Source organism: Clostridium frigoris (assembly GCF_018861865.1).
Lineage (GTDB): Bacteria > Bacillota > Clostridia > Clostridiales > Clostridiaceae > Clostridium_AD > Clostridium_AD frigoris.
Window position 1 is genome coordinate 1 of the sequence record NZ_JAHLDV010000055.1, and the last position, 22,187, is coordinate 22,187.

21 protein-coding genes, 5 tRNA genes and 1 other RNA gene are annotated in these 22,187 nt (G+C 30.0%); 24 read left to right on the forward strand and 3 right to left on the reverse strand.

Annotated elements, in window-relative coordinates:
- Nucleotides 1-202: 202 nt before the first annotated feature.
- The 9 genes from KPL37_RS16230 to KPL37_RS16265 all read left to right on the forward strand — a co-directional run bounded on the left by KPL37_RS16230 (nt 203) and on the right by KPL37_RS16265 (nt 8,327).
- A tRNA-Ser gene (locus KPL37_RS16230) sits at nt 203-293 on the forward strand.
- A gap of 26 nt (nt 294-319) precedes the next feature.
- Nucleotides 320-410: transfer RNA gene (locus tag KPL37_RS16235), tRNA-Ser, on the forward strand.
- 118 nt (nt 411-528) lie between these two features.
- Nucleotides 529-789 (forward strand): hypothetical protein, encoded by a 261-nt coding sequence (locus tag KPL37_RS19900; protein WP_246578339.1) that lies wholly within the window; start codon nt 529-531, stop codon nt 787-789.
- Between the two features lie 50 nt (nt 790-839).
- Nucleotides 840-1,055 carry a GNAT family N-acetyltransferase gene (locus tag KPL37_RS19905; protein WP_343216296.1) on the forward strand — a complete coding sequence of 72 codons (216 nt, stop codon included), beginning with the start codon at nt 840-842 and terminating at the stop codon, nt 1,053-1,055.
- Between the two features lie 50 nt (nt 1,056-1,105).
- Nucleotides 1,106-1,182, forward strand: a tRNA-Arg gene (locus KPL37_RS16245).
- A 385-nt stretch (nt 1,183-1,567) separates the two neighbouring features.
- Nucleotides 1,568-3,166 (forward strand): fibronectin type III domain-containing protein, encoded by a 1,599-nt coding sequence (locus KPL37_RS16250; protein WP_216151053.1) that lies wholly within the window; start codon nt 1,568-1,570, stop codon nt 3,164-3,166.
- 323 nt (nt 3,167-3,489) lie between these two features.
- On the forward strand, nt 3,490-4,137 hold the full coding sequence (locus KPL37_RS16255) for a hypothetical protein (RefSeq protein ID WP_216151054.1): 648 nt from the start codon (nt 3,490-3,492) through the stop codon (nt 4,135-4,137).
- A gap of 229 nt (nt 4,138-4,366) precedes the next feature.
- The gene (locus KPL37_RS16260) at nt 4,367-6,478 is read left to right on the forward strand and encodes a methyl-accepting chemotaxis protein (RefSeq protein ID WP_216151055.1); all 2,112 of its coding nucleotides are present in this window, start codon (nt 4,367-4,369) and stop codon (nt 6,476-6,478) included.
- 484 nt (nt 6,479-6,962) lie between these two features.
- Complete coding sequence (locus tag KPL37_RS16265; RefSeq protein ID WP_216151056.1) at nt 6,963-8,327, forward strand: methyl-accepting chemotaxis protein; 1,365 nt, start codon at nt 6,963-6,965, stop codon at nt 8,325-8,327.
- A gap of 17 nt (nt 8,328-8,344) precedes the next feature.
- Here KPL37_RS16265 and KPL37_RS16270 read toward each other — a convergent pair whose 3' ends face one another.
- The 3 genes from KPL37_RS16270 to KPL37_RS16280 form a co-directional block, all read right to left on the reverse strand.
- Complete coding sequence (locus KPL37_RS16270; protein WP_216151057.1) at nt 8,345-9,229, reverse strand: phosphatidylserine decarboxylase; 885 nt, start codon at nt 9,227-9,229, stop codon at nt 8,345-8,347.
- 37 nt (nt 9,230-9,266) lie between these two features.
- Nucleotides 9,267-10,868 carry an ABC1 kinase family protein gene (locus KPL37_RS16275; RefSeq protein ID WP_216151059.1) on the reverse strand — a complete coding sequence of 534 codons (1,602 nt, stop codon included), beginning with the start codon at nt 10,866-10,868 and terminating at the stop codon, nt 9,267-9,269.
- A gap of 93 nt (nt 10,869-10,961) precedes the next feature.
- Nucleotides 10,962-11,276 carry a phasin family protein gene (locus tag KPL37_RS16280; RefSeq protein WP_216151061.1) on the reverse strand — a complete coding sequence of 105 codons (315 nt, stop codon included), beginning with the start codon at nt 11,274-11,276 and terminating at the stop codon, nt 10,962-10,964.
- Between the two features lie 170 nt (nt 11,277-11,446).
- On the opposite strand from KPL37_RS16280, the gene KPL37_RS16285 reads away from it, so the two are divergent.
- From KPL37_RS16285 to KPL37_RS16355, 15 genes are all read left to right on the forward strand, one after another.
- Nucleotides 11,447-11,523, forward strand: a tRNA-Arg gene (locus tag KPL37_RS16285).
- 184 nt (nt 11,524-11,707) lie between these two features.
- The gene (locus KPL37_RS16290; RefSeq protein WP_216151063.1) at nt 11,708-12,148 is read left to right on the forward strand and encodes a nucleoside deaminase; all 441 of its coding nucleotides are present in this window, start codon (nt 11,708-11,710) and stop codon (nt 12,146-12,148) included.
- 18 nt (nt 12,149-12,166) lie between these two features.
- A complete protein-coding gene (locus KPL37_RS16295; protein ID WP_216151064.1) occupies nt 12,167-12,394 on the forward strand; it encodes a (2Fe-2S)-binding protein in 228 nt (75 codons plus the stop codon).
- A 234-nt stretch (nt 12,395-12,628) separates the two neighbouring features.
- On the forward strand, nt 12,629-13,390 hold the full coding sequence (locus tag KPL37_RS16300; RefSeq protein ID WP_216151065.1) for a DeoR/GlpR family DNA-binding transcription regulator: 762 nt from the start codon (nt 12,629-12,631) through the stop codon (nt 13,388-13,390).
- A gap of 16 nt (nt 13,391-13,406) precedes the next feature.
- Nucleotides 13,407-14,336, forward strand: a complete 930-nt coding sequence (gene pfkB, locus KPL37_RS16305) for a 1-phosphofructokinase (RefSeq protein WP_216151066.1) — start codon at nt 13,407-13,409, stop codon at nt 14,334-14,336.
- Between the two features lie 16 nt (nt 14,337-14,352).
- Nucleotides 14,353-14,799, forward strand: coding sequence for a PTS sugar transporter subunit IIA (locus KPL37_RS16310; protein WP_216151067.1), 447 nt, complete (start codon nt 14,353-14,355; stop codon nt 14,797-14,799).
- Nucleotides 14,800-14,876: 77 nt separating this feature from the next.
- Nucleotides 14,877-16,262, forward strand: coding sequence for a PTS fructose transporter subunit IIC (locus tag KPL37_RS16315; RefSeq protein WP_216151068.1), 1,386 nt, complete (start codon nt 14,877-14,879; stop codon nt 16,260-16,262).
- A gap of 290 nt (nt 16,263-16,552) precedes the next feature.
- Nucleotides 16,553-17,320, forward strand: a complete 768-nt coding sequence (gene lgt, locus KPL37_RS16320) for a prolipoprotein diacylglyceryl transferase (RefSeq protein WP_216151069.1) — start codon at nt 16,553-16,555, stop codon at nt 17,318-17,320.
- A 202-nt stretch (nt 17,321-17,522) separates the two neighbouring features.
- Nucleotides 17,523-17,612, forward strand: a tRNA-Ser gene (locus KPL37_RS16325).
- Between the two features lie 10 nt (nt 17,613-17,622).
- Nucleotides 17,623-17,887: signal recognition particle sRNA large type (ffs, locus tag KPL37_RS16330), an RNA gene on the forward strand.
- Between the two features lie 174 nt (nt 17,888-18,061).
- Entirely contained in the window at nt 18,062-19,678 is a 1,617-nt protein-coding gene (gene dnaX, locus KPL37_RS16335; protein WP_216151070.1) for a DNA polymerase III subunit gamma/tau, read from the forward strand.
- A 256-nt stretch (nt 19,679-19,934) separates the two neighbouring features.
- The gene (locus KPL37_RS16340) at nt 19,935-20,273 is read left to right on the forward strand and encodes a YbaB/EbfC family nucleoid-associated protein (RefSeq protein ID WP_216126535.1); all 339 of its coding nucleotides are present in this window, start codon (nt 19,935-19,937) and stop codon (nt 20,271-20,273) included.
- A gap of 24 nt (nt 20,274-20,297) precedes the next feature.
- Nucleotides 20,298-20,894 carry a recombination mediator RecR gene (gene recR / locus KPL37_RS16345; RefSeq protein ID WP_216151071.1) on the forward strand — a complete coding sequence of 199 codons (597 nt, stop codon included), beginning with the start codon at nt 20,298-20,300 and terminating at the stop codon, nt 20,892-20,894.
- Nucleotides 20,895-20,955: 61 nt separating this feature from the next.
- Nucleotides 20,956-21,234 (forward strand): DUF2508 family protein, encoded by a 279-nt coding sequence (locus KPL37_RS16350; RefSeq protein ID WP_216151072.1) that lies wholly within the window; start codon nt 20,956-20,958, stop codon nt 21,232-21,234.
- 30 nt (nt 21,235-21,264) lie between these two features.
- Nucleotides 21,265-21,507, forward strand: a complete 243-nt coding sequence (locus KPL37_RS16355) for a pro-sigmaK processing inhibitor BofA family protein (protein WP_216151073.1) — start codon at nt 21,265-21,267, stop codon at nt 21,505-21,507.
- Nucleotides 21,508-22,187 lie beyond the last annotated feature (680 nt).

Here is a 22,187-nt window from a genome sequence, read left to right on the forward strand (position 1 = left end):
TCATACTTAAGTCTACCTTTCTGATTACGAACACCTCATTTATAAATTCTTATGAGGTAATTCTACACTATATTTTTGTCTGTTTGGGACATAATCAAAAATGGTATACTAAGACATTATCATAAACGGATCATAAAGAATTAAGAAATATATTGACATGGCATAAACATGCTGATATAATAAATCTTGTCGCATAAGACATGGAGGGATGGTCGAGTTGGTTTAAGGCACCGGTCTTGAAAACCGACGTACGTGAAAGCGTACCGTGGGTTCGAATCCCACTTCCTCCACCATTTTGTAACAAAGTAATATTAAGCCTGGAGAAGTACTCAAGTGGCTAAAGAGGTGCCCCTGCTAAGGGTATAGACTGGGCAACTGGTGCGAGGGTTCAAATCCCTCCTTCTCCACCAAAAACATCTAACTTTTGTTAGATGTTTTTATTTTATTATATAAAATAAATATCTGTATTATTTTAACTTGTTTAAAGATACCTAAAAATATAATTATTATAAGAAATAAGGAGTAAGTATGTTAAAAGGAAATAAAGTATCACTTAGATGCGTAGCACGAAAAGATTTAGATATGTTTTATGATATTTGGTGTAATGAGGATGTTAGAAAACTTGATGGTAAATTTAGATTACCTCCATCTAAAGAAGATATATTAAACAATTTCAATAAATTCGTTAACCTTGATAAAAAATATCTTAGCATTGTAAATGAAAAAGAAATACTGGTAGGATATATAACCTTTAAAGAAAGTAATGAATGTAAAATGTATATACACTAGGTATAACTATAGATAAAGGCTTTTGGAATATAGGATATGGACAAGATGCTATAAAAGTGTTGTTACAATACTTATTTATGAATATGGCCGCACATAGAGTAGAGCTACAAGTATTAGATTTCAATCTAAGGGCAATTCAGTGTTATAAAAGATGTGGTTTTATCGTCGAGGGAAAGAAAAGAAAAGCTTGTTTTTCATATGGAAGTTACAGAGATGTAATAAGTATGGGAATTTTGATAGAAGAATTTATGAACAATAATTTGTAAAAAAACTTTACTCTTATCATATAATATGGTAGTATAGGAATGTAGTTTATGCGTTGGTAGCTCAGTTGGATAGAGTAGCTGGCTACGAACCAGTTGGTCGCAGGTTCGACTCCTGTCCGACGCACCATAGAAGCCCAGTAACTGTAATGGTTACTGGGTTTTGTTATTTTTGAAATATGTATAAACAAGAAATATACAGAAGCATGTATAAAATTGAGTTATGATCACATAAAGTAAGAGCCTTGGAAGCATTAAGTTTTCAAGGCTTATTTATTTTGGAGTTTAACGATCTTTCAGAAGGAAAATCTATCACTATAATTATTATCTGTAATATTTATAAATAAAACAAGTAACTGTATATGAATTTAAGTATACTTATATTATAATTTATGTAAAAATTAAACTATATTGTAATAATAACGTATTTAGTTGGGGGGTATAAAAAATACAAGTAAGATTAAAATATTAAATCAAATAAAAACACTGTTAATAAAAATAAAGGAGTGATAATTATGACAATTAAAAAATTTATGTTAATACCTACAGCAGTATTATTATTGGGGCTAGTTCAAGCACCTAGTACATTTGCAACAACATCTAATGGGGTACAACAATCTGTAGTACAAGCAAATGCAACATTATTAACAGTAACAGGTGCTAAAACTGTATCTGCTTCAACTTCATCTACTACAACTACGTGGAGTAGTTTAGCTGGAATCACTAATTATGATGTATACCAAGCTACTTCGCTTAATGGTAACTATTCATATATATCAAAATTAGGTAATGTTTCAAGTTTTACATTAAAAGGTCTAACTAAAGGACACACTTATTATTATAAAGTTAGAGCAAATAAAATCATTAATGGTAAAAATATATACAGCAATACAGATACTTTTAGTGCAACATCATCTGCAACAGTAGGGCAAACTACAATAGTCACACCACCAGTAACTGTAGGAACTACAGCAACGGTAAAATCTGCTGGTTTTGGAGCAGTAATAAATGTTACTTCAACTCAAACAGGAGCAGCTAAATATCAAGTAATTGATGGTACAAGTTTTTTATCAGCAATTGTTAACTTAGGAACAGATACAACAATATTCCCAGCTAAAGTGAAGGGAGATACAGTTACAATTAAATTATTTGATGCAAGTGGAACATTAATAAACACTTCAAATGTTGTTATAGGACAATCCGGTACTATACCAGTAGTTTCAGGTTTATTAACAGTAGACGGAACTAAAACAGTAGCTACATCACCTACATCTACAACGACTAGTTGGAGTTTATTATCAGGGGTTGATGGTTACGATATATATCAAGCAACTTCACTTAATGGTTCATATACGTTTATAGCAAGAAGGGCAAATACAGTTTCAAGTTTTGAATTAAAAGGCTTAGATGCAAATAAAACTTATTACTATAAAGTTAGGGCATATAAATTTGTTAATGGAGTAAATGAATATAGTAATACAAATACTTTCAGTGCAATAACTTCTTCAACAGTAGGTACTACCCCAGTAGATCCAGTTTTATTAACCGTAGGTGGAACTTCAACAGTAGCTACATCATCTACATCTTCAACAACTTCTTGGAATCTATTAGAAGGTGTTGATGGTTATGATATATATCAAGCAACTTCACTTAATGGTGCATATTCTTTTATAGCACGAAGAGCAAATACAGTTTCAAGTTTTGATTTAAAAGGCTTAGATGCAAATAAAACTTATTTCTACAAAGTTAGAGCAAATAAATTTGTTAATGGAGTAAATAAATATAGTAATACAAATACTTTCAGTGCAATAACTTCTTCAACAGTAGGTGCTGTACCAGTACAAACTGATGCAAAAGTTGTAACAACAATTAAAAAAGCAGCAAACTTTGGAGCAGTAGCAAACGTAACTTTAACAGCTGATGGTGTTAAAGCATACCCACTAGCTACACAATATCAAATAGTTACTGGTACAAGCAAATTATCAGCAGTATCTCTATTAGGAACAGCTACAGTAGTATTCCCAGCTAAAGTCGCTGGAGATATAGTAAGCATTAAATTATTCGATGCAAGTAATAACTTACTTACAACTATAGAATCTACTTTAGGACAATAAAGAATAATTGCAGGATATGCAACTGTAAAATATGAAGATTACTATTAATTTAGTAATCTTCATATTTTTTTTAATAATATTTTTTTAATAATATTTTTATATAAAATAAGATAAGTTCAATGTATGTGATTTTAGTTATACTTATACCTGTAGTAACTTATAAAAATGAGGCAGGGTTAACTTATTTTTATATAAATAAATACAATATATAATTAATTTATAAAATTTAAAAAATATATGTTATGGTAATCGAACAAATAGGGCAATATATGATAAACTAGTAAGACTAACAAAACTTACAAGGAAGAAGAGAGGTATAAAAAATGGGACTTATTAAAGGCATATTCAATAAAAAAATTCAAAATGTAATAAGTGATTACAAAAATAAAACTCCAGAAGATATAAAATATATTGATTCATATATAGATATAATCAAACTAGCATTAGTAAAAAACAATATAACTACTGTTGAACTATTTTATTCATTTGATGGTGGAGAATTATTTGATAAAATTAAGACCGAAAATTCATCTAGCAACATTTTAGTTTTATACAAAGGAAATATTGACAATCTAATAGCAAAAAATGGATATACTAATGTAGTTCACTCAAAACGAGGTAATTACTCTTTAGTTATTTTTCAACATCAATTTATATATGAAGAATTATTTGGAGTTGAATTATGGAATGATGGAAGTTCAACACCTGATAAAATACATACATTTAACTGTTACATAACAGAAAAAATCAATTATTTTGCAGGCATGAATTGTGAAGTTATGGGTATAGGTGTAGGAAATATCAATAAGAAACAGTATGAAAATTTGATGGAAGATTATCATAATTCAGTTAAAAAACCCAAAATTAAAACAATGTCAAGTAAAGTAGCAGTATATACAGGAATTGCATCTACAATTGGGGCTGGACTACTTATAGGTTTAAAAATATTATCAAAAAAAGGTAAAAAATAAAGTGCAAATTTGATTATAATTATACTAAGAAAGAACCTTGAAAATAATAAATTTTCAAGGTCCTTTTATTTAATGTTTTGTACTAATAAAAATATATCTAATAAGGTAACGATGTAAAGATTAAAGGCATATGGACGAAGATAGTATAAGGCGTGTTATCTGATTAAATATTTTATAGTTTCAGGAATATGACTTTATATAGTACGAGACGACATAGGGGGTAAATTTATTGAAACTATTAATAAAACTAAAATCAAGTATAGGCTACAAAATAGTAGCGGCTATTACAGTTTGTTGTTTATTAACTTCGTTTATCATAGCTGCAGTATGTATTGTAGAGAGTAAGAATGTTATACAAAGTGAAGCGGAAACAAGACTTACTGATATTTCAGAAGTTAAGGCAAGTGAAGTAAATAAGTTGTTATTAAACACCGAAAATACTGCAAATGCTGTAGGAGATATATTTGCAACAACATTCGATGAGAATAAAGCAAACACAGACCCGGAATATACTAAGGGTTACGTTGCATCACTAGATCCTACAATTAAAAAAATAGGAGAGAGTCAAGACAAGGGGTTAGGTATTACTTTAATACTAAATCCTGGTATTACAAAGGGTTTATACCAAATTTGCTATGAAGGAACAGTCACAAATAAACAGTTTAAGAAAAATAGTAAGTTTATTTTATCAGATTTCAATGAAAATAAACCAAGTATGAATTGGTACTATAATCCTGTGAACAGCAAAAAAGGTATATGGAGTGATCCACATGTTAATGCAAGTGGAAAATCTGTTAGTAATGACATGAGAATTTCTTATACTAAACCAATTTATAAGGATAATAAATTAGTTGCAGTTCTTGCTATTGATTTATTCTTTAGTGATTACGTTAAGATGATAAATGGTATAAATGTTTATGATAGTGGTTATGCATTTTTGTTGAATAATAAATATGATTTTTTAGTAGATAAAAAATACACAATTAAAGATAACTTAGGAAAAATTCAAAATGGAGATTTAAAACCCGTTGCAACGATTATGGGAAATAATTCTAAAGGTTTTACATATGGAAAAATAAATGGTGAAGAAAATATTTTTGGTTATAGCAAATTAATAAATGGTAACATTATGGTTATATCTGTTAAAAACTCAGACATTTTTAATAAAATAAGTGGGTTAAAGAAAGTAATTATTTGTCTTGCCTTATTTCTTACAATTATGTTCTCCATAATAGGGTGGTGGATAAGTATAAAAATATCACAACCTATTATTTTAACTACAAAACTTGTTAAAAAAACAGCAGAGTTTGACTTAGCAGAAGATCATAGTTGTGATAATTTGCTAAAATCCAATGATGAGGTAGGTCAGCTTGCAAATGCGTTTATTCTTATGAAGAAAGAATTAGTTACTCTAATAAAAAGTATATTAGAAAATTCTCAGGATTTAAGTGCTTCAAGTGAAGAACTATCTGCCACAGTTGAAGAATTAACAGCAAAATTTCAACAAATAAATAATGAGACAAAACAGATTGCAAGTAAGGTTAAAGATACTAGTATTACTTCAGATAAAATAATAATATCTTCTAAAACAATGCATTCTAAGATAGATGTATTATCAGGAAAGTCAATAGAAGGAAATAATAACTCAGCAAAAGCAAAAGAAAGAGCAATCGGTGTTCAAAAAGAAGGAAAAGAGGCTATTGAAACTATAGAGAAGGTGTTTAGTGACAAGGAAAAAGGTATTTTGAAATCTATAGAAGAGGGTAGTGTTGTTGATGATATATTAGTAATGGCAGCCACCATTGCAAGTATTTCTAAGCAAACTAATTTATTAGCATTAAATGCCGCTATTGAGGCCGCAAGAGCTGGTTCTCAGGGAAAAGGATTTGCTGTTGTGGCGCAAGAAGTTAGAAAACTTGCAGAGCAGACATCAGAGGCTGTTGTAAGCATTCAAGATACTATTGGTGGAGTACAAAGAGCATTTAAAAATCTTTCCCAAAATAGTAATGAAGTATTGGCATTTATTAAAGAGAATGTTAAACCTCAGCTCAAAGGTATGGGTAAAATGGGAATCAAATATTATGATGATGCCAATTTTATGAGTACTATGTCCGGGGAAATAGCTTCAATGACAGAAGAACTTACTACAACTATTAGTGAAGTAAATGGTGGAATGCAAAATATGTCTATGCTTGCTCAAAGTTCTTCTGAAAGTACAGAGGTTATAGTAGGAAGCATTGACGAGGTCTCACAAGGGGTAGAACAGATTGCATCTACAGCTCAAAACCAAGCTGAAATGGCCCAAAGACTTAATGAGATGGTGCTTAAATTTAAATTATAGGGAAGTACACGTGATCAATAGTTATATATGATGATACAATTTTAATAATGAAATTTATGTATAAATATAAAAAATAACATTAACATTAGGTGGCTTTAGTGGTTGGTTTAATATATATGTAATAATATTATTTATAATGGCAAATCTGCTTTGTATTTAGTATATTGGCCGCATTTATGTCCTATTTAACAGGAACTAATCCAGTATGGTAAGAAGAAAAAGAAGAAGTTGTAATTTTAACTAGATAAAAATACACCTAAATTATAATAGATACCGTGAAGAGTAGATAGAATTAAAAAAGTCTACTCTTCACGGTATTTTTATATTATATAAAATAATTTAAAAGGCTCAAGTATTATCAATTAATACTCGATAGATATATTATAGTATATTTAACAAACATAATACAAAGTATGGATTTTATGTTAATATGTATTAAACAATATTTTTAAAATGTATTTAAACATAAATGAGGAGGGGCTTAATGAGTGTTAAAAATTTAAATTTAGTAAAAAAACATGATAGCGAAGGTAATAAAAGGGGTATGTCGATTAGGAAGAAAATACCTTTATTTTTTGGGATATTAATAGCTATATCTATGATGACAATTTCTATTTTTACATATATAAAGTCATCACAAATAATATCAAATCAAAACGGGATCGGCCAAGCGGTAAATCAATTGGCACAAGGAATTTATACAATATCAGCAATTGTAATTATTATTTCTATATTAGTTGGTATAGTTATAGCTAGGGTATTAATAAAACCATTATCAAAAGTAACATTGTTAATTGATAAAACTTCTAAATTAGATTTAAGCGATGACGAAGATATAGAAGGTTTAATTAAAATAAATGATGAGTTTGGAACTATAGCTAGGACTATAGTTAATATGAGAAAGACATTAAAAGGTGTTGTAAAGGATTTAATAGAAGCATCAGAAAATATAAGTAACAATGAACATACTGTTGAAGAACTTTCAAGTATATTAAAAATTAAGGCAGAAGAAAGTTCAAGTGAAACCGAAACTTTATCAGCTGGAATGGAAGAGACAGCGGCTACTGCACAGGAAATTTCTGCTTCTTCTGGAGAAATGAAAAATATGGTAAACAATATAGCCAAAAAGGCTTCAGAAGGAATTAATTTATCTGAAAATATTGTTCAAAAGGCAACGGGGATAACTACGGGTACTACTGGGTCTAAAGAGGAGACCGATAAGATTTATAGTAAAATAAAGAAGCAGTTAGAAGTTGCGATAGAGAGCTCAAAATCAGTTGAGGAGATTCATGGACTTGCAACTTCAATATTACACATAACTAGCCAAACTAATTTACTAGCACTAAATGCAGCTATTGAGGCTGCAAGAGCTGGAGAAGCAGGAAGAGGCTTTGCAGTTGTGGCAGATGAGGTTAGAAAGCTTGCTGAGCAATCTGGAGCAACAGCAGCTAGCATCCAGAATGTAGTTAAAGTTGTAAATGATTCTGTAAAAAACCTATCAAGTTGTGCTATTAAAATGCTTGATTTCATGGATGAAGAGGTCTCACTGAATTATGAGATTATTATGGGTACAGGTAAGGAATATATAGACGATGCAGAAAATTTTAATAATTTCATGAAGGAATTTGATGAGACAGCGCAACAATTAAATACATCAATAAACGGGATTGTAGTAGCAATAGATCAAGTAGCAGGTACAGTTAATGAGGGATCACAAGGTATATTTAGTATATCGGATAAAAGTATTGATATTGTAAATAAAACGGAAGCAATAAAAAACACTACTGGTGGCAACAAAATTAGCGCAGAAAAATTAAGAGATATAATCTCGAAATTTAAAATATCATAAAAAATAGGACTGAAAGATTATTTCAGTCCTATTTTTTCGCCCATCAGTACAGAAGTTTCAAAGCCTAAACGGGATTGATTTAGAAGATCTTCATCAATTTTAACAGCATTTTTCTTGAATAATATAATTACTGTTGAGCCACCGAATTTAAAATACCCTTTCTCTTCTCCTTTTACAACTTTGCAGCCATTGCTATAACTTTGAACAATTGTGCCTACACATGTTGCACCGACTTCCATATAAATAGCATCTCCAAAATTGTCTGAGTGAAATATACTCCATTCTCTTTTATTTTGGCAAAACAATTTTTTTATGTTTTTTAGAGCAACTGGATTTACAGAATAATAATGACCTTTTATTTTAGTAGTATCACCACATATGCCATTATCAATAAAATGAAATCTATGATAATCAGTCGGGCACAATCTAAAAATTAAGCAGGTACCTTCATTGTATGAATTGTATGTTTTATCATCTTGTAGTAGTTCTTTAAGTGAATATGTAAAGCCTTTAATTTGAACTATTTTATTTAAGTTAACATTCTCATAAGCTGATATTTTACCATCACAAGGAGAGATAAGAGTATTATTATTTTTATCAATTTTTCGTGCACCTGGTTTTAATGATCTTATAAAAAACTCATTAAAAGAGGAGTATTCATTATAACTTCTGTCATATTTAGACATATCAATGTCAAATTCTTTAATAAAATTTTTTATTTTTCTAGAACTTGTTTTTGTATCACAATAAAAACCATATAATTTTGAAAAAAGTTTTTTCTTAAGTAGTAATTCAACTAGTCCTTTGCCGGCAGGAGAAGAATAAGACCAATTTAAATATTTTTCACCAGCTACCTTTTCAGTTTCATACTTGTTTTCTTTTCTGTTGTAATATTTAATCATAAAAACACCTCTATTGTAATAAGATTATATTTTGTTATTATAATTTACCAGATTTTATTATAGAAATTAATAACCAAAAGCCCATAAAGGCTGCAGTTAAAAAACCAGTTATACCAATAATTGTAACGTTATATATTTTAGGACCTATATTAGAATTTAAAATTGTAGAAGACCCTATGATAGTAGAAGAAATAATAAGAGCAGAAACCAATCTATTTATACCTTTATTTAGCTCGCTTATAGGGGTACTTAAATTTTTGTGTTCAAGTTGAAGTTTAGCCCTTCCACTTATTAAGCTGTCAGATAATTCTATGATTTTTGAGGGAAGCCTAAATGAGTCTTTCATAAATGAATATGAATGGATAAGTAAAGTGTTGAAATTCAAATTTTCTAATATAGAAAATTTGTTATTATTTTTTACATAAGGTATAGCTATATCTATTATTTTTATATCAGGTGCGATGCTTGCGATTACACCTTCTAATATTACAAGAGATCTTATTAAAAGTGTAAAATCGCGGGGCAGGCGAATGTTGTTTTGCCTAGCTATATCAAAAACTTCTGAAAGCATAACAGAAATTTGAATATTATTTAAAGATGTTGAAAGGTAATTTACAATAAGGTAATCTAAATCTTCATAGAGTTTATTTCTATCTACATATCCCTTTCTTATTCCTACAGTTAAAAGAGCGGAAATCATTTTGTTTATGTCATTAAGGGCAATAGCTGATATCATATCATTTAAGGATGATTTTAAGGAGTTAGAAAGGTTACCCATAATTCCAAAATCAATAAAACAAATTTTGCCTTCACATATAAATATATTTCCAGGATGCGGATCGCCGTGAAAGAAACCATCTTGTAGGATTTGTTTTAGGTAAGATAAAGCTAATTTTTTACCTAAATCATCAACATCATAATGGCCAATTAGAAGATTTTTCATGTCATCGACTTTAAAACCATAAATTCTTTCCATGGTTATAATTCTAGTGCCTGATAAATCTTTAATAACATAAGGTACATATAAAAATGTTATATCTTTGTTAAAACTTTTAAATTTATCCATGTTTTTAACTTCGTTGTTAAAATCTAGCTCAAGTTCAGTTGTTAGAAGTATTTCGTGAAGCGCTTCTTCTGGGTCAATTAGTGCATCAGCAAATTTTGTTTTAGCGAACTTTACTATACGAATCAATATAGAAATATCTGTTTTCATTTTTTCTGCAATATCAGGGCGTTGAACTTTTACCACAACTTTTCGGCCATCTCTTAACGTGGCTTTATGTACTTGAGAAATAGATGCAGAGGCTAAAGGTTTTTCGTCAAAAGTTTTAAAGCATTCAGTAGTTGATATTGCAAATTGATCTAAAAATACTTTTTTTACTGTTTCAATGCTTTCTGGAGGTACATTATCTTGGAGCTTTGAAAGTTCAGTTATATAATCAGGTGATAATAAATCTGGTCTGGTACTTAATATTTGGCCTATTTTTATAAAAGTAGGGCCAAGTTCTTCAAAGGCTTTTCTTAAATTTTCAGGGAGTTTATTTTGCTTATTAAACTTAGAGTCTACAATATATCCAAAGCCATAAGAACCAAGAACTTTAACAATTTTTTTGAATCGATTAACAGAACTTCGTCTCATTTTATACCTCACTTAAATTTTCTTTAACATATGTAGTTGAAAATAAAAGCCTTATATAAAATAAGGACTTTTATTAGAGTTGAATTTGTAAAATCATGAGTGACTTATTTCTAAATTTGTCAATCTTTTATTTACATTTTCAATATCTTCTTTAGTTGCAAAATTCATATCCTTTAGAAGTAAAATCATATCTTCTTTTGTTAAAGTATTCTTATCTTTTGTCAAAGTGATTTCTTCTTCTTTTTTTTCTTTTACAGTTCGTTTTAGTTCCTCAGATAAACATTTGCCCTCATCTAAGGTAAGCTTACCCTTTTGTACGAAATCATCTATTAAATTTGTTGCCTTTTCAAAAGTGTATGCTGCAGAGCCTATTCCAGCGAGAAAAAAATTTTTTATATCATTATTCAATTAAAACACCTCCACTTAATAGTATATACTATTAAGTGAATTAAAATTCTAATAATAGATAAACAGTGCAATATGTATGTCAAATATTTTTTAGAATCCATTTTTTTAACTGACAATAGGTTGACATATTTATGAAAGTGTAATATTATATTGAAGTAGAAATAAAATATGCACCCATAGCTCAGTTGGATAGAGCGTCCCCCTCCTAAGGGGAAGGCCGGAGGTTCGACTCCTCTTGTGTGCACCAAAAAACTAGTAAAGTAATACTTTGCTAGTTTTTTTATTTGTGAATTATTTTAACTTTATAATTAGTGTTATTTGGTATAAAAAGATATATAAGTGTAATTGTATTGAAAATGTTTTATTTAAGAAGTATACTGTAAGGAATAAAGATTATTTAGAAATAATTATTTACAAAATAAGGGGTTTACATGAAAGAATATTTTATTCATGAATCATTAAAAGAAGCAAAAATATCATTATTACTAAATGAAGTTCCTGTAGGTGCGGTCATAGTAAAAGATAATAAAATAATTGCTAGAGCACATAACCTAAGGGAAACGATGCAAGATTCTACTGCCCATGCGGAAGTTTTGGCTATAAAAAAAGCCTGCGTAATTTTAGGTAGTTGGAGATTAACTGAATGTGATATGTATGTAACTTTAGAACCATGCCCAATGTGTGCAGGGGCTATATTACAGTCTAGGATAAGAAAGCTATATATAGGTATTTTTGATCCTAGTGTAGGAGCTTGTGGGTCCGTTATTAATGTTATTCAAAATGATGACCTAAATCATTGGACAGAAATAAATTGGTTATATAATGAGGAATGTGGTAATTTATTAACTAATTTTTTTAAAGATAAAAGATAATCTGAAGGAGAAGTAATTATGGAAAACAATATAAATAAGAAAGTGCTTGATAAGCTTACTAAAATATGTTTGTGTAAAGTTATATCAAAGGCTACAATAAAAAAAGCTATAAAAAATGGTGCAAAAACATTAGAAGATGTTCAAAAGGTAACAGGAGCAGGTTCAGGTGGATGTAGAGGTAATAGATGTACACCTATGATAAAGGATATTTTAAAAGAAGAATTAGAAAAAGAAAAAGAAAATTAAGATAATTGTAATGATAAATTAGATATTTTAATAGGTGTTGATATAATAAAAACGAAGCCAATGGGTTTCGTTTTTATTTTTTTGAAATAAAATAAAAAAATAACATTTTTTGTATTGACAACGTTATCATAATATATTAAAATGAACACAAGTGAAAGCAAACGAATAAAAAATAAACCATAAACGAACACAAGTATATTAAAAAAAAATAAAATAAAAGGAAGAATAAATTATATGTTTCCTGAAGAAAGAAAATCAAAAATAATAAATAGTTTAAATAAATATGGAAAAGTAAAGGTGTGCGATCTATCTCAGCAATATGAAGTGTCAGAAGTTACTATTAGACGTGATCTTCAAGAGTTAGAAGAGGATGAAATAATTAAAAGAGTTCATGGTGGCGCAGTACTAAATGTAAACACTAAATTTGAACCCACCTTTTCAGAAAAAATAGATAAGTTTTATGATGAGAAAGAATCTATTGGAAAGCTTGCAGCATCAATTATAGAAGATGGAGATACAATAGCACTAGATGCAGGTACAACAACAATTAGCATTGCTAGGCAAATAACAGCTAAAAATATAACCGTTTTAACAAATTCTGTGGATGTAGCATATGAGCTTGCTAAAAAAAGAGACGTTGAAGTTATTATTACGGGAGGTACACTTAGGTGGGAGACAAGAGCAATGGTAGGACCAGTAGCAGATAATGCACTCAAAAATTTCAGAGTTGATAAGGCATTTATAGGAACGAATGGTCTGTGCAGCATTAATGGTTTAACTACACCCAATATTATTGAAGCTAATACAAAACGAGAAATGATAAAAATTGCAGATCAAACTATAGTAGTATGTGATCATACTAAATTTGGAATAGTATACTTTTCTAAAATCGTCAATTTAGATAGTGTTGATATTATAATTACAGACAACCAAATAGACAATGCAATACTTGAACAGTTTGTAGAAAAAGATGTAAAGATTATTAAAGCAAAATAATCATGGGGGTGAGCAAATGATAATAACAGTGACATTAAATCCGGCGATAGATAAAACTATTGAAATAGATGACTTTAAAATTGGTAATGTCAATAGAATCACATCCACAAGAGTTGATGTTGGAGGAAAAGGAATTAATGTATCTAAAGTTATTAAGGAATTACAGTATAAAAGCTTAGCTCTAGGGTTTGTAGGTGGAAATAGCGGAAATCAAATAAAGGATTATTTAAAGGATTCAAATATTAATAATGATTTTTTATCTGTAAATGGAGAAACTAGAACTAATATAAAAATAGTTGATAAAGTTAATAATACTCATACAGATATAAATGAGAACGGTACCAGTCTGACAACAGATAATATTGCTAATATAAAAGAAAAAATTATTGAGTATTGTAGTGAAAAATCTTTAGTAATCTTGTCTGGTAGTGTCCCAAATGGAGCAGGCAGTAATATATATGGTGAAATAATTAAAGATGTAAAAAGCAAGGGTGGCAGGGTTATATTAGATGCAGATGGTGACATGCTAATGCAGGGAATTAAAGCTGGGCCCTATATAGTTAAACCAAATGTTTGCGAGCTTGAAAAGGCATTTGGAATTAGCCTTGATAACGAGGAAAAAGTTATTGAAACTGCTAAAAAGATACTAAAGTATGGAGTTAAATTTGTAGTGATTTCGCAAGGGGCAGAAGGGTCATTAGTTATAAGTAAAAATAAAATTGCAAAGGTAATTGGTCTAAAGGTAGAAGTTAAAAGTACAGTTGGGGCTGGAGATTCAATGGTTGCAGCAATGGCTGTAGGAATTGAAAATGATTATAGTTTTGAAGAAACTATGAAACTTGCTTGTGCAACCAGCGCTGCTAATGTAATGACTGAGGGGACTCAGACAGGAAGGTTAATTGATATAGAAGAGCTAAAAAAACAAGTAACTATAAAATACCTATAAGAAAGGATGATTATTAATGAATATAACTGAATTATTAAATGTTAATTTAATTAAACTTGAGCTTACGAGTAAAACAAAAGAGGATGTAATTATAGAGATGGCAACAATGTTAGATGAGAATGGCAAGCTAATAGATAAGGATAAATATATGAAGGCTGTATCAGATAGAGAAAAGGAATTTTCAACTGGTATAGGTATGGGAATAGCAATTCCCCACGGAAAAAGTAGTGGAGTTAAAGAGGCAGCATTAGTGTTTGGAAGAAGCGTGGATGGAATTGATTATCAATCTATGGATGATGAATTAGCCCATATATTCTTTTTAATAGCAGTACCTGAAGAATCAAGTGATGAGCATTTGAAAATATTAAGCCAGCTTTCTAGAAAATTAATGCATAAAGATTTAAGAGAAAGCTTAATGAAAGCAAGTAGTGCAGGCGAAGTAATCACTTTATTAGAAAAATAGACATTACATGTTAAATATAAAGCTTTTTATAAAATATAAATTTTGATTTATAAGAAAAAATTAAGAGGGGGATATTTATGAAATTTGTAGCAATAACTTCATGTCCAACAGGGATAGCACATACTTATATGGCAGCCGAGGCTCTTTCAATGGCTGGAGAAGAAATGGGAGTAGAAATTAAAGTAGAGACTCAAGGATCTGTGGGGGCAGAAAACAAATTGACAGAGGCAGAAATAAGGGAAGCAAGAGTTGTAATAATTGCAGCAGATACTAACGTTTCAAAGGAACGTTTTGTGGGGAAAACTATAATTGAAGTTGGGGTAAAAGATGCAATTAAAGATGCAAAGGGTCTTATACAGAAAGCAATAGACATAAAATTAGAAAATAAAAATGCTTCAAAACAAGGCAATGAAATAAAAGAAGAAAAGGTTGAGAGAAAAGGTATTTATAAGCATCTTATGACAGGAGTTTCTTATATGATTCCTTTTGTAGCTGCAGGAGGTATTTTAATTGCACTTTCTTTTGCTTTTGGAATATATGCATTTAAAGTTCCAGGATCTATAGCAGAAGCATTAAAGACCATTGGTGGCAGTAATGCCATGGCACTTATGTATCCAATACTTGCAGGGTTTATAGCATTCTCTATAGCAGATAGACCAGGTCTTGTACCAGGTATGGTTGGTGGTTTGCTTGCTTCAACTTTAGGCGCTGCATTTCTAGGTGCAATGGCAGCAGGTTTCATAGCTGGTTATACTGTAGTTTTCTTAAAGAAAATAATAAAATTACCAAAATCATTACAAGGTTTAATGCCAGTTATAATATTACCTGTTTTATCGACATTAGTAGTAGGGCTTGTAATGATATATGTTATTGGAAAACCTGTAAGTGCTTTAACTATGGTAATGTCAAAATACTTAACTAATCTAAGTGGAGCAAACGCAGGACTTCTCGGAATTATTCTTGGTTTAATGATGGCTTTTGATATGGGTGGACCATTTAATAAAGCGGCATATACTTTTGGAGTGTCTACTTTGGTAGCAGGGCAGGGTTCTATGATAATGGCAGCAGTAATGGCGGCAGGAATGACTCCTCCACTAGGAATTGCTCTTGCAACAGTAATAGCAAAAAAGAAATTCACGGCAGAAGAAAGGGAATCAGGAAAAGCTGCTTGGGCATTAGGAGCTTCATTTATAACAGAGGGTGCAATACCATTTGCTGTAGCAGATCCACTTAAAATAATACCTTCAACAATGGCAGGTGCTGCAGTTGCAGGGGCGTTATCTATGATATTTAAGTCGGCTATAATAGCTCCACATGGTGGTATATTTCTCTTGTTTATTCCTCATGCAGTTACTAATTTAGTTGGATATATAATTGCAATACTAGCGGGTGCAATAGTAACTGGTATTATGATTTCAATATTAAAGAAAGATGTTGTTGTTAAAAATGAAATCAACGTATAGTATAAATTCATAAAGTAAAAATCACCCCTAGCTAGCAAAACATTTAAATTTGCTACTAGGAGTGATTTTTACGTGTAATTAGAAATTTTAATGAAATCTATTAGAATTTAACCCATAATTAATAAAAAAAGTATTTATGTATATTTATCTTTACTTTTTTATCATATTCAAAGACAATTGAGATAAGACTAATTATATATAAGTAAATTTAAGCTATATTTGATTTTTTATTATAATATGTATTTTTTATAAATAATTATTAAAACTGTACGATGAAGGAGAGATTAATTATGGATCCAATAGCTTTTAATATATTTGGATTAGATATTAGATGGTATGGTATTTTTATTGCGATAGGAATGATGATTGGAATTACATTGGCTAATTGTACATGCAAGTTAAAAAGCCTTGATTATGATGAGTTTTTAAATATTGTATTAATATCATTTCCTATAGCTATTGTTGGAGCTAGAGCTTATTATGTTATTTTTGAATTTAGTCAATATAAAGATAACTTAATAGAGGTTTTTAATATACGGCAAGGAGGGCTTGCTATCCATGGTGGGATTATATTTGGAATGATAACAGCATACATATATACAAGATATAAAAAAGAGAATTTGTTAAAATTTGCTGATGTTGCAGCGCCGTCTATAATTATCGCGCAAGCTATAGGCAGATGGGGGAATTTTTTTAATAGTGAAGCTCATGGTGGGCCAGTTACGCAGGGATTTATAAGCATATTCCCAAATTTTATACAGAAGGGTATGTTAATAGATGGAGTGTATTATCACCCGACTTTTTTTTATGAATCAATATGGAATGTAGCTGTATGTCTATTATTAATTTATTTACTAACAAAGGCATTAAAGTATGGTACCGTATTTTTCACTTATATAGGATTATATTCTTTAGGGAGATTTTTTATTGAAGGGTTAAGAACTGATAGTTTAATGCTAGGGGGTATAAGAGTAGCGCAGCTAATAAGTTTATCAGGTATTGCTTTGTGGATCATTTTTATTGTAATAAATTATAGAAAAAGAAATCCGCATTATTAATTTAGTATTGATTAGTAACAAAAAAATTAATACTAAATGTATATATTTAAGTAAGATGTGAAATATTATATAATGTGATATTAATATATTATAAAATTCTTAATAATATATTAATAAATATCTATTGAAATTAACCTTTATTAATAGTATAATTATTTATGTTGCACTAATGATGTATATACAAAAAAGTTAAATACTTTATGGAGAGATGTCCGAGTGGTTTAAGGAGCATGCCTGGAAAGCGTGTGTAGGGGCAACCCTACCGAGGGTTCGAATCCCTCTTTTTCCGCCAGTTTATATTTCCGTACTAGCCGGGGAGTTAGCGGTGCCCTCAACCTGCAATCCGCTACAGCAGGGGTGAATTCCTCGCCAAGGTTATAAAATGTGTGGTCTGACTTATATAAGTGGTGTTGAGAATTGGGCCCCACGCAATGAAAATTCATGAACCCCGTGAGATTCGGAAGGAAGCAGCGGTAAGTGGACACTTTCATGTGCCGTGGATCAACCTGATTTGAGCTAACTGTATAGGTATCGCGCATAGTTTATTTATCGAAGCGAGGTGTACGGTTTACATAAGAAATATAAGATACCTTTAGAGGTATCTTTTTTTTACTTGTGAATTAAAACAACATTAATGATATAATTAAGTAAATAAGTGAGTGCGATTGTTCTAAGATGGGGTTACAAATTAATAAGTGTTTAAAATAAAATAAATACTATTATTTAAAAGAGGTGAAATTTGTGGCATATATGGCTTTATATAGAGAGTGGAGACCAAGAACTTTTGGAGATGTAGTAGGTCAAGAGCATGTCACTATAACTTTAAAAAATCAAATAAATAGCGATCGAATAGCTCATGCATATCTTTTATGTGGGACAAGAGGGACTGGAAAAACTTCGACCGCTAAGATATTGGCAAAAGCGGTTAATTGCTTAAACTCAGATAATGGTGAACCTTGCAACGAATGCGAAATGTGCAAAAAGATAAATGCAGGAACAGCAATAGATGTTACAGAACTTGATGCGGCATCACATAATGGAGTAGATAATATACGTGATATAATCGAAGATGTTCAGTATCCTCCCCAAGAGGCTAAGTATAAGGTCTACATTATAGATGAGGTTCATATGTTATCCATAGGGGCAGTTAATGCTTTCCTAAAGACGCTAGAGGAGCCACCTAGTAACATAATATTCATATTAGCAACAACTGATCCTCAAAAACTTCCAATAACGATATTGTCGAGATGTCAAAGATTTGATTTTAAGAGAATAAAAAGTTCAGATATATTTGATAGACTTAGAAAAATAGTTACGGAGCAAGGCGTTTTTGCCGAAGATAATAGTTTGAAATTAATATCAAGAATCTCTGATGGAGCAATGAGAGATGCCCTAAGCATTCTAGATCAGGCAATATCAATGAATGAGGGCACGGTAGAGTATGATAATGTTGTAGAAATGCTAGGCATTGTAACTAATGAAAGTATTATAAAGCTTTCAGATAGTATAATAGATAGAAATATAGTAACTTCGATAAAGGGTATAAATGAAATAGTTTCTAGTGGCAAGGATGTATATGTATTTATAAAAGATATGACTACACATATGAGAAATCTTTTAATGGTTAAGGTAAGTGATGATGCTTATGATATTTTAGATATGTCTAGTGAAAACATAGAAATTTTAAAGAAGCAGGCAGCTAAAATTAGGGTAGAGGAAATCATGAGAAACATAAAAATACTTCAAGATGCAGAGCAAAAGGCCAAATGGAGTAAACAAAATAGAATTTATCTAGAGCTTGCAGTTATTAAGATGTGTAAAATTGAATATGATACATCAAAAGAGGTACTATTAGCCAGGGTAAATAAGTTAGAAGAAATAATAAAACAGGGTAAGATAACTGTTGCATGTGAAAGTGTAACACATAGATCTCCTGAAGATAATGGTTCTAATGTAGAAAAGAAGGTAAAGAAAAAAACAGAAATAAGACCAGTACAAATTCATAATGCTAATTCTAATTTAACGGTAGAAATTGTGAAAAAGTCGTTTAAGGATATCTTAGACATGTTTAAGACTAGAAGGCATATGGTTATATACGCTTCATTAATGACAGGAGAAATTTTATCTTGTAATGGAGGGATAATAGAACTTGGTTATGAAAAACAATATGCTTTTAATAAAATTAGGCTTGAAAAAGAAGAAAATAAAAATGTAATAGAAGAAATATTCTCAGAGCTACTAAAAGAGCCAGTGAAAATAAAATATACTATAGAAGCTCAGGAGATAGAGGAAAAATCACCAGAGGATATATTAAAAGAGACATTTGGAGAAGATGTTGTGGAAATATTAGATGAATAGGTATAGAATACTACACAAATATATAATAATTACTACATTAATTAAATCTTGAATAAATCTAAATTATTTAAAAAAAATATTTATTTAATTAATGGAAATTATTATAGGTATTAGTATATAATAATATAGAAAAGCTATAACAGATTGGTAACATGTATCCATTTAGATTATAAATACTTAACTTTTAGTTGCTAAAAATCTAGAGGAGATAAATATAAAAATAACTTAAATAACAAATATGTAGGAGGTAGCTATTATGGCAAAAGGCGGATTTCCAGGTATGGGTGGAAATATGAATAGTTTAATGAAACAAGCTCAAAAATTTCAAAAACAAATGGAAGATATGCAAAAGGATTTAGGAGATAAGAAATTTGAAGCATCCTCTGGTGGTGGAGCAGTAACTGCAGTGGCTAATGGAAAAAGGCAACTTGTTGAAGTTAAAATAAAACCAGAAGTAGTAGATCCAGATGATATTGAAATGCTTGAAGATCTAATTATGAGTGCTTGTAATGAAGCGTTAAAGAAGGCAGAAGATGAGTCAAGTAATGAAATGGGTAAGTTAACAGGCGGAATGAACATGCCGGGAATGTTTTAATAAAACAGTTATGAGGTGACTAAATTGGATTTTTATCCAGTAGCAATTGAAAAACTTATAGAAGAATTCGCTAAACTTCCTGGAATAGGGAAAAAGACAGCTCAAAGGCTTGCATTATTTGTATTAAACCTTCCTAAGGAAGAAGTAGATGAGTTTGCTGGTGCACTTATAAAAGCCAGAGGAACCATAAAATATTGCTCTGTATGTGGGAGTTTTACAGATACAGATCCATGTTCAATTTGTTCAAACCCTAACAGGGATAAGAGTATTATATGTGTAGTGGAAAATCCAAAAGATATTATGACTATGGAAAAAGTAAGGGAATTTAATGGGGTATATCATGTTCTTCATGGAACGATATCACCTATGTCAGGACGAGGACCTGAAGATATAAAGTTAAGAGAGCTTATAAGAAGAATTAATGGGGAAGTTGAGGAAGTAATAGTAGCAACTAATCCTAACATAGAAGGGGAAGCTACAGCGATGTATATATCTAAAATATTAAAGCCATTAGGTGCAAAAGTAACAAGGATTGCACATGGGATTCCAGTTGGTGGAGATTTAGAATATATAGATGAAGTAACTCTTTCTAAAGCATTAGAAGGAAGAAAAGAAATATAGAATATTACTCCTGTTTTATGTCAATAATTGATAAAAGATATAAAATGGGAGGTTTTTTATTATGAACAGAAAAAAAATAATTGGAATATTGCTTTCGACTGCTAAATATACATCGGAGCAGAAAGATATTATTGTGCAACTAGAGGAAGCTAAACTTGAATGGGAAAGTTCAAAGGAATATTTTCAAGTAGTAGACGACCCCAAACTTGTAGACTATGCAATTTATAGAGAAGATCAATCTAAAGCTAGGTACATATATTTTTTATTAGAAGCTAGAAGAAAAGATGTAACTATCGATGCTAGTTATATGATTGAAGATCTCAATGCTGTTAATAAATAGAAACAAAGATTCACATAGGGGGAATTAGATATGGACATTGCATTATATTTTTTAATTGGCATAGTAGGTATGCTAATTGTGGTCAAGTTTTTTTCTTGGCCACTGAAAATATTAGTTAAATTAATATTGAATTGCGTTTTTGGTGTATTACTGTTGCTGCTTGCGAACTTTGTAGGAATAACTATTCCGATTAATGCTGTAACGGCACTGATTTCAGGATTTTTAGGAGTGCCAGGGGTAATATTTATAATAATTTTTCAAAAATTAATGTGATGTTAATATACTAATGAAGACTTATATCAATAACGAACTTATATTAGAGTAATATAACTTTTAGTAATTAAAAGATGTGTTACTCTATTTTTTATTTATTAGTAAATAGTAAAAGCAGGTTAGTACTAATTAATAGGGGTATTGGTTATATTATATGTAGACTATTAATATTTGAAGATAAAATATTAAATAATAGTATATTTTAGTTTATTAAGGTTGATACTTAATATATATAATTGTTAAAATCATTATATATGATATATCGTTGTTAGGTAGTGGTAAGATCGAACTAAATAACTATCCTGGTGTATCAATATAAGATATATTGAGATAAGGTTTAAAAATTGAAGAATTTGAAACCTATTTTATTTTAATTAGTTAAAAAGATATTATGTATAGCATATATTATGATAAAATATTATATGTCGATGCGGTTGAGCAACGATAAAGGTAAGGTTTGAAAGGTTAATATTTATTGATTTGAAAATATATTTTAATAAATTAAAAAAAATGTTGACAAAACAAGATATACCTAGTAAAATAGTAGAAGTCGTCACATGATGACAAACAAATTGGTCTTTGAAAATTAAACAGAGAAATAGGTAAAGAAATGAAATAATATTTTATTTTAACCAGTCAATTACTTTAGTAAAAGTAATATTTTAGTCGTAAGACTAAAA

Excerpts from the sequence above, each read along its gene's own strand:
- KPL37_RS16355 (WP_216151073.1), top strand. The coding sequence starts at position 21,265 with ATGGACATTGCATTATATTTTTTAATTGGCATAGTAGGTATGCTAATT.
- KPL37_RS16315 (WP_216151068.1), top strand. The coding sequence starts at position 14,877 with ATGAAATTTGTAGCAATAACTTCATGTCCAACAGGGATAGCACATACT.
- lgt (WP_216151069.1), top strand. The coding sequence starts at position 16,553 with ATGGATCCAATAGCTTTTAATATATTTGGATTAGATATTAGATGGTAT.
- KPL37_RS19900 (WP_246578339.1), top strand. The coding sequence starts at position 529 with ATGTTAAAAGGAAATAAAGTATCACTTAGATGCGTAGCACGAAAAGAT.
- KPL37_RS16265 (WP_216151056.1), top strand. The coding sequence starts at position 6,963 with ATGAGTGTTAAAAATTTAAATTTAGTAAAAAAACATGATAGCGAAGGT.
- KPL37_RS16290 (WP_216151063.1), top strand. The coding sequence starts at position 11,708 with ATGAAAGAATATTTTATTCATGAATCATTAAAAGAAGCAAAAATATCA.
- KPL37_RS16350 (WP_216151072.1), top strand. The coding sequence starts at position 20,956 with ATGAACAGAAAAAAAATAATTGGAATATTGCTTTCGACTGCTAAATAT.
- KPL37_RS16310 (WP_216151067.1), top strand. The coding sequence starts at position 14,353 with ATGAATATAACTGAATTATTAAATGTTAATTTAATTAAACTTGAGCTT.
- KPL37_RS16270 (WP_216151057.1), bottom strand. The coding sequence starts at position 9,229 with ATGATTAAATATTACAACAGAAAAGAAAACAAGTATGAAACTGAAAAG.
- KPL37_RS16250 (WP_216151053.1), top strand. The coding sequence starts at position 1,568 with ATGACAATTAAAAAATTTATGTTAATACCTACAGCAGTATTATTATTG.
- KPL37_RS16255 (WP_216151054.1), top strand. The coding sequence starts at position 3,490 with ATGGGACTTATTAAAGGCATATTCAATAAAAAAATTCAAAATGTAATA.
- KPL37_RS16295 (WP_216151064.1), top strand. The coding sequence starts at position 12,167 with ATGGAAAACAATATAAATAAGAAAGTGCTTGATAAGCTTACTAAAATA.
- KPL37_RS16300 (WP_216151065.1), top strand. The coding sequence starts at position 12,629 with ATGTTTCCTGAAGAAAGAAAATCAAAAATAATAAATAGTTTAAATAAA.
- pfkB (WP_216151066.1), top strand. The coding sequence starts at position 13,407 with ATGATAATAACAGTGACATTAAATCCGGCGATAGATAAAACTATTGAA.
- KPL37_RS16275 (WP_216151059.1), bottom strand. The coding sequence starts at position 10,868 with ATGAGACGAAGTTCTGTTAATCGATTCAAAAAAATTGTTAAAGTTCTT.
- KPL37_RS16340 (WP_216126535.1), top strand. The coding sequence starts at position 19,935 with ATGGCAAAAGGCGGATTTCCAGGTATGGGTGGAAATATGAATAGTTTA.